Here is a 5,851-nt window from a genome sequence, read left to right as displayed (position 1 = left end):
CATGGCCGCCGGCGCCATCAACACCGCCCGGCAGCTGGGCTACGGCATCGGCATCGCGGTCCTCGGCACGGTGTTCGCCTCGCGGGCGGCGCACTCGCTGCCCGGCGCACCGGCCTCGGTCGCGCACGACCTGGCCGGCGGTCAGGCGCCCCGGCTGCTCGCGCAGGCCGGGCCGAACCGCGCCGCGCTCGACGCCGCGCTGCACCGGGCCTCGATCTCGGGCATCGACGGCGCTTGGCTCGTCGCCGGCATCTCCGGCGTCCTCGCGGGCCTGCTCGTCTGGGCACTCGTGCGGCCGCAACCGAACGCCCCGGCGCCCGAGTGGTCGGCGGCCCGGACCGAGCCCGCCGCGGCCGTCGCCGACTGAGACAGCCCCGGGCCGGCCCGGCGGGCCCCCACTGCTGCGTGGCGGCCCGCCCCACCGTCCGTTCCGCTGCCGATCAGCCGGTGCCGGTGACCGAGCCGTTCGCGTCGCTCACGTAGCCGCCGAGGCTCCACCCCGGGATCTGGCCCTTGGTCGGGCAGTCGGTGTTGGCGTTCCCGCCGGAGAAGACGCCCGGCTGCATGCCGCCGGCCACGCTGTCGTAGGCGTACCAGTGGGTCGGGTCCTTGGAGCTGAACGCAACGAAGCAGAAGGCTTCGCCCCCGCTGAGGTAGATGCCGATGTTGTTGCCCGAGCTGACCTTGTTCACGAAGTTGCCGTCCACCAGCTGCGTCCCGGTCGCGTAGGAGTCGGGGTTCTCGGCGAGGTAGGTCTCCTCCGCGAGCGCGACCGTGTGCATGTCGGCCTTCAAGGACGCTTCGTAACCCTTCTTCCGCTGGTTCAGGAACACCGGTATCGCGATGGCGGCCAGGATGCCGATGATGATGATCACCACGAGCAGCTCGATGAGGGTGAAGCCCTCGTCGTTGTCGTGGTCGGAACGGATGCGCATGAGCACGGCGGCACCTCTTTCGTCGAGGCGGCCGCACAGATGTATCGGGCCGCGATGCACAGAGCGTCGGCCGGCTCGACCGCGACGTGGTGCGCCGCGGTGACGGCGCCTCCGCGTCCGGACGGCCGATCAAGGAAGGCCTCGTCGCCCGCCGATGCATCCGATGGGTCCGGAAAGATCCGCATCTGCTACGACATGCCCCCGACGACTCCTGCCCGTGCCATCAACGACGAGCGGACGCCCGTAGTTGCGGGTGCCGACCCGCCGCCGAGCGACCGGGTGATGTCCGCCGAGCGCGCCCGATCGGCGGCGAGGATGTTCGTGAGGGGCGTGGTGCGCCGTCAGGGACTTGAACCCGAACCCGCTGATTAAGTAGGCGCGGCGACCTGTCCACGGGCGTCGAGGGCGTCCGCTGATTGAATCGCTCCGGATTCAGCTCGCGTTCGGGACTCAGGCTTAATTCGGAAGGCGCTGCGGAGTTGTCTTGGTCTCCTCGTCGGCTCCACAATTCGCGGCATGAGACGACAGACTGCCCTTTGCATGCTGCTCGGGACCGTGGCATTCGTCTTGCTCGCGGTGGGAGCCATCATCGGGCTCGTGCCAGTGAAGGCCTACAACAACTCCTGCGGGTCCGCGTTCTTCCCGACCCAGGTTGATAGTTCGTCTGACGGCACCACGAACCTGGGGGCGGTCGTGTGCTCGTCTGTCGCGTCCCGAAAGCCTGAGGCTCTCGCGCTGCTCGCCGGTGGGCTCATCTGCATGTTGGCTCTCATCCCGTCTGCGGTCCAGACCAACGATTTCAATGAACCATCAGCCTGAGTCACATCGCCGCGTGCTCCCTTCTTATGGATGTCGTGAGCGTGGGCTAGGGCGGGGAAAGTTCGCCGCTGCTGCGTAGCCCGAGCGGACCATCGCATGAGAGGGGGATCTTGGGCTCAGTGCGCACGGCATCGAGTACGCCCGAAGGCGTTCCACGCATGAATGAGCGGTGGCGCACGCACCGCAGGCCGTAGATCGCGCGCCTCGGAGGCCGCACCTGATCATGGCTTCTCGAAAGGGAGCGTCTAGTCACCTCGGATGGGCTTGCGTCGTCCGGCCCCACGGAAGACTCGCTCGGACCAAGATGCTGCACAAAGGACTAGGGAGCCCCACTTGAAGAAGGTCGGACCCGCACTAGCGGTTCTCTCGCTGGCGACCGCGTTGGTCGCGACCGCCGCCCCGGCTTCGGCTCGTCCCGCGGCGACGGTGGCTATCCACTACGTGTCGGCCTCGGACGCCACGCCCACGGTTGGTGATCAGGTCTACATCTCGGGACGGCTGTCGGGCACCGATGAGCACACTCTCCAGATCCAGACCCGCCACCCCGGTGGGCAGTGGCACGTGGCTAAGACATTCCGGGACCTCATCTCCTTCTACAAGCCGGTCACGTTCAGGTCAGCGGGCACGTTCAACCTGCGCGTCGTCTCCCTAGCAGGCAGTGGCTACTCGAAGGCGATCAGCCGAGCCATCACCCTGCACGTGCAACCGCACTTCCCCGTCGTGGCGGTGAACGGGAACAGCATCGACGCTCGGATCGACGCGCACACCCGATTCCGCGATGACATCGGCGGGGCGCTGTACGACTCCTCGATTACGACCTGCACCGACTACGGCGACGGCCAGCCCTACTGCACCACGGATCGACCGACGAACGGGCAGTACCTCACCGTGCCCATCACGATCACACAGGAGCAGGGCACTCACGACTACAACCGGTTCAACTACTCGCTGAAAGGTCCGGACGGGCAAGTCTGGGATCAGACCTACGAGGACACCAAGCACGGGCAGCAGTTGTCGTCCGGGACCCTCACGGCACCCGATTACGTGAGCGGCGTCGTCGTTTTCGACGTGCCGCCCGGCTCCGGCTACCGGCTGCTGGTCGAGGACTTCGGAGACAGCCTCGGCCAGGTGTACGTATGACCGCGCGCCGTACCGCCGTCGGGCTCGTTCTCGGAGTGGCAGTGCTCGCGGTTGCAGGCACGGGAGTGGGCTTCACGGTCTCCGGGGCCAGGGCACTGCACGCCTGCGTCAACAACAAGACCGGAGCTCTGCGTGTGGTGGGCAAGTGCTCGAGGGGCGAGCACAGCATCACCCTCGCGAGCGGCACCGTCGTGGGTCCTCCCGGCGCTCCCGGATCGCCTGGCCCCAGCGGCGAGCGAGGAGCGAACGGCCTGCCCGGGTCGACCGGACCGTCGGGGCCTATCGGGCCGAGCGGTGCGCCCGGACCCTCTGGACCTTCGGGGCCAGTGGGCTCGACAGGCGCGAGCGGTCCGGCGGGTCCGAGCGGGACCGCCGGGCCGTCAGGACCGGTGGGGCCGTCCGGCAGCATCGGACCATCCGGTCCGATAGGGCCATCGGGATCGCCGGGCGTCAACGGCGTAACCAACTACGGCGTATACACAAAGACCGACGACAACGCCACGACGCTCACGGTGTTGTGCCCAGTCGGAGAAGTTGCACTTGGTGGAGGCGGCTCGGCATCACACCCGACGACGTACATGGAGACGTACCCCTACCCGATCATCGGCAACACCACCGAGGGCGGCAGCGGCGGACAAGCGACTGGGTGGCAGATCCAAGACAACGTGGCTGGAGTCACGGTCTACGTGATCTGCGGAAAGGTCACCTAGCACGGAGCGGCGTACCGACTGCTTGGGTGCCGGCAGCGGTCCGGCAGGAGGAGGGTGCCACCGGGTCCACAAGGCCGTGGTGGCGGCCCTCACGCTTTCCCCGGACCATCGGAACATGAGGCCATAGGACCCCGTCGAGCGCCATCGTCGGCACCGTGATTGAGCGGTCCCACGTCCCGTAGAACGGCTCGACGTACTCGCCCGAGAGCCGTCCACTGCACATGAGCGGGAGGTGGGTAATCCGCGGTCCCGCCCGTGTCGATCACGTTGGACCACCACCACACCGAGGCATACCACCCTTCCGGCGCTCGGCCCCAAGCGTTCAGGTATCCCTTCCGAGTGGCGATGGGCACCCGGACGAAGATCACGGTCTCCGACGCTATGGCGCGACACGCCGTTGGTCGAACGACCGAGATGAGCGCCAGATGTGGTGCCTGGACGTAGCGTTATCTCACGCACAGGGCTCCGAAGCCGCACGGCTGAGGACCGCACGCGCCGCACGGCGCTGATGGACCGGAGTCTCGTTGCGCGCTACCGGGAGCAAGCCCGGGCCCTCTACTGAGGAGACGCGTACCGCAACGCCTCGCATGGCATCGCCCAGCAAGTGACGGAAAGACCTGGAGTCGGGTGGCTCGTCATCCGACCTCCGGAGGCTCGTCCGAAAGACGCACGGCACGACGAGGTATCCCGGTCCTTCGTCCGCGACGAGCAGCGGACGGTGACGCCTGGAGCTACCTCGATGAACGGCTACTTGGTCGTTGTGATCGTAATAATCGTCCTGGGCCTTCCCATCGCAGGAGCGAAGATGCTCGCCCGCCATGGGTTCGAGATGAGCGCGGGCGTCTGGCGGATCGCCTGGATCAAAGTCCGCGTCAGACCCGAGAACGATCCGACCACACATGAGGCGGAACTCGAAACCAAGCCCGTTAAGGCGCAGGGGCGGCGCGCAAGCGAGCGCGCTGAGGCTTGCTCAGAGCCGCGCGCACACCGTCCTCAAGGCGAGCAGACACGACGACGGACTCGGTGACGTGCTCGGCCTCGCGTTGAGCGAGGGGCTCGGCGTCCGGCTCGGTGACGGCTGTGGAAGGAACATGAAGGACTGGTGCGCCGTCAGGGACTTGAACCCCGAACCCGCTGATTAAGAGTCAGCTGCTCTGCCAATTGAGCTAACGGCGCCGGTGGTGCTGTGGTGCAGCCCGCAAGGTTACAGGACCCGGGCCGGGGGCCGGCCGAGATCCGCGGGAGCCTCAGCTGGTGCTGCTGCTCCCCCGGCTCCGGGTGGTCGGCGCCGGCGTGGCGGTCGCCGCGTTGGCGTTGCCCGTGATGCTCCGCAGGGAGTCGACGACGTCGGTCGGCACGAACCAGACCTTGCTCGCCTCGCCGTTCGCGATCGACGGCAGCATCTGCAGCTGCTGGTAGGCGAGCACCTGCGGGTCCACCCCCGCCTCCTTGATGGAGGCGACGACGCGCTTGATGGCCTCGGCCTCACCGTCGGCCCGCAGGACGGCGGCCTCCTTCTCGCCCTCGGCGGCGAGGATCGTCGACCGCTTCGCGGCCTCGGCCTGCAGGATGACCGCCTGCTGCTGGCCCTGCGCGGTGAGGATCGCCGACTGCTGCTCTCCCTCGGCGGTGAGGATCGTCGCGCGCTTCTGCCGGTCGGCGCGCATCGCCTGCTCCATCGCGTCGCGGATCGACGGCGGCGGCTCGATCGCCTTGATCTCGACCCGGTTGACCTTGATGCCCCACTTGCCGGTCGCCTCGTCGAGCGTCGACGACAGCTGCGCGTTGATGTGGTCGCGGCTGGTCAGCGCCTCCTCGAGCTGCAGGCCACCGGTGACGTTGCGCAGGGTGGTGACCGACAGCTGCTCGATGGCGGCGACCGGGTTGGCGATCTCATAGGTGGCGCGGAACGGGTCAGTGACCTGGTAGTAGATGACCGAGTCGATGCCGACGACCAGGTTGTCCTTGGTGATGACCGACTGCGGCGGGAAGCTCACCACCTGCTCGCGCAGGTCGATGCCCCGCCGCACGCGGTCGAGGAACGGCACGACCAGGTGCAGGCCGGGCTGCATCGTGCGGTTGTAGCGGCCCAGGCGCTCGACGATGGAGTTCGAGGCCTGCGGCACGATGCGCACCGCGCGCGACAGCACGATGAGCAACAGCACCACGATGACGGCGGCCACGATCGCTGCGGTCACGCCAGCTCCTTCGGTAGTGGATCGGAGGGGTAGACGGTCACGGTCGTGC

Annotated in this window: 5 protein-coding genes, 1 tRNA gene and 1 pseudogene; 4 read left to right on the top strand and 3 right to left on the bottom strand. The window is 67.8% G+C overall.

The window, feature by feature from the left end; translation table 11 throughout:
* Positions 1-367: pseudogene (locus VHB92_RS10650) on the top strand (hypothetical protein); the annotation flags it as partial.
* A gap of 73 nt (positions 368-440) precedes the next feature.
* Here VHB92_RS10650 and VHB92_RS10645 read toward each other — a convergent pair.
* A complete protein-coding gene (locus VHB92_RS10645; RefSeq protein WP_325453727.1) occupies positions 441-935 on the bottom strand; it encodes a prepilin-type N-terminal cleavage/methylation domain-containing protein in 495 nt (164 codons plus the stop codon).
* A 516-nt stretch (positions 936-1,451) separates the two neighbouring features.
* Here VHB92_RS10645 and VHB92_RS10640 point away from each other — a divergent pair.
* From VHB92_RS10640 to VHB92_RS10630, 3 genes are all read left to right on the top strand, one after another.
* Complete coding sequence (locus tag VHB92_RS10640; protein WP_325453726.1) at positions 1,452-1,754, top strand: hypothetical protein; 303 nt, start codon at positions 1,452-1,454, stop codon at positions 1,752-1,754.
* Between the two features lie 561 nt (positions 1,755-2,315).
* Positions 2,316-2,894: a DUF4352 domain-containing protein gene (locus VHB92_RS10635; RefSeq protein ID WP_325453725.1), complete on the top strand. Its 579-nt coding sequence runs from the start codon at positions 2,316-2,318 to the stop codon at positions 2,892-2,894.
* A gap of 578 nt (positions 2,895-3,472) precedes the next feature.
* Positions 3,473-3,604, top strand: a complete 132-nt coding sequence (locus tag VHB92_RS10630; protein ID WP_325453724.1) for a hypothetical protein — start codon at positions 3,473-3,475, stop codon at positions 3,602-3,604.
* A gap of 1,100 nt (positions 3,605-4,704) precedes the next feature.
* On the opposite strand, the gene VHB92_RS10625 is transcribed toward VHB92_RS10630, so the two are convergent.
* Positions 4,705-4,780, bottom strand: a tRNA-Lys gene (locus VHB92_RS10625).
* A 71-nt stretch (positions 4,781-4,851) separates the two neighbouring features.
* On the bottom strand, positions 4,852-5,802 hold the full coding sequence (locus VHB92_RS10620) for an SPFH domain-containing protein (RefSeq protein WP_325453723.1): 951 nt from the start codon (positions 5,800-5,802) through the stop codon (positions 4,852-4,854).
* Positions 5,803-5,851 lie beyond the last annotated feature (49 nt).

This window comes from Humibacter sp. (genome assembly GCF_035547335.1).
Classification (GTDB): Bacteria; Actinomycetota; Actinomycetes; order Actinomycetales; family Microbacteriaceae; genus Humibacter.
The sequence above is the reverse complement of the archived record's forward strand: the minus strand, read 5'-3'. Positions and strand labels throughout refer to the sequence as shown.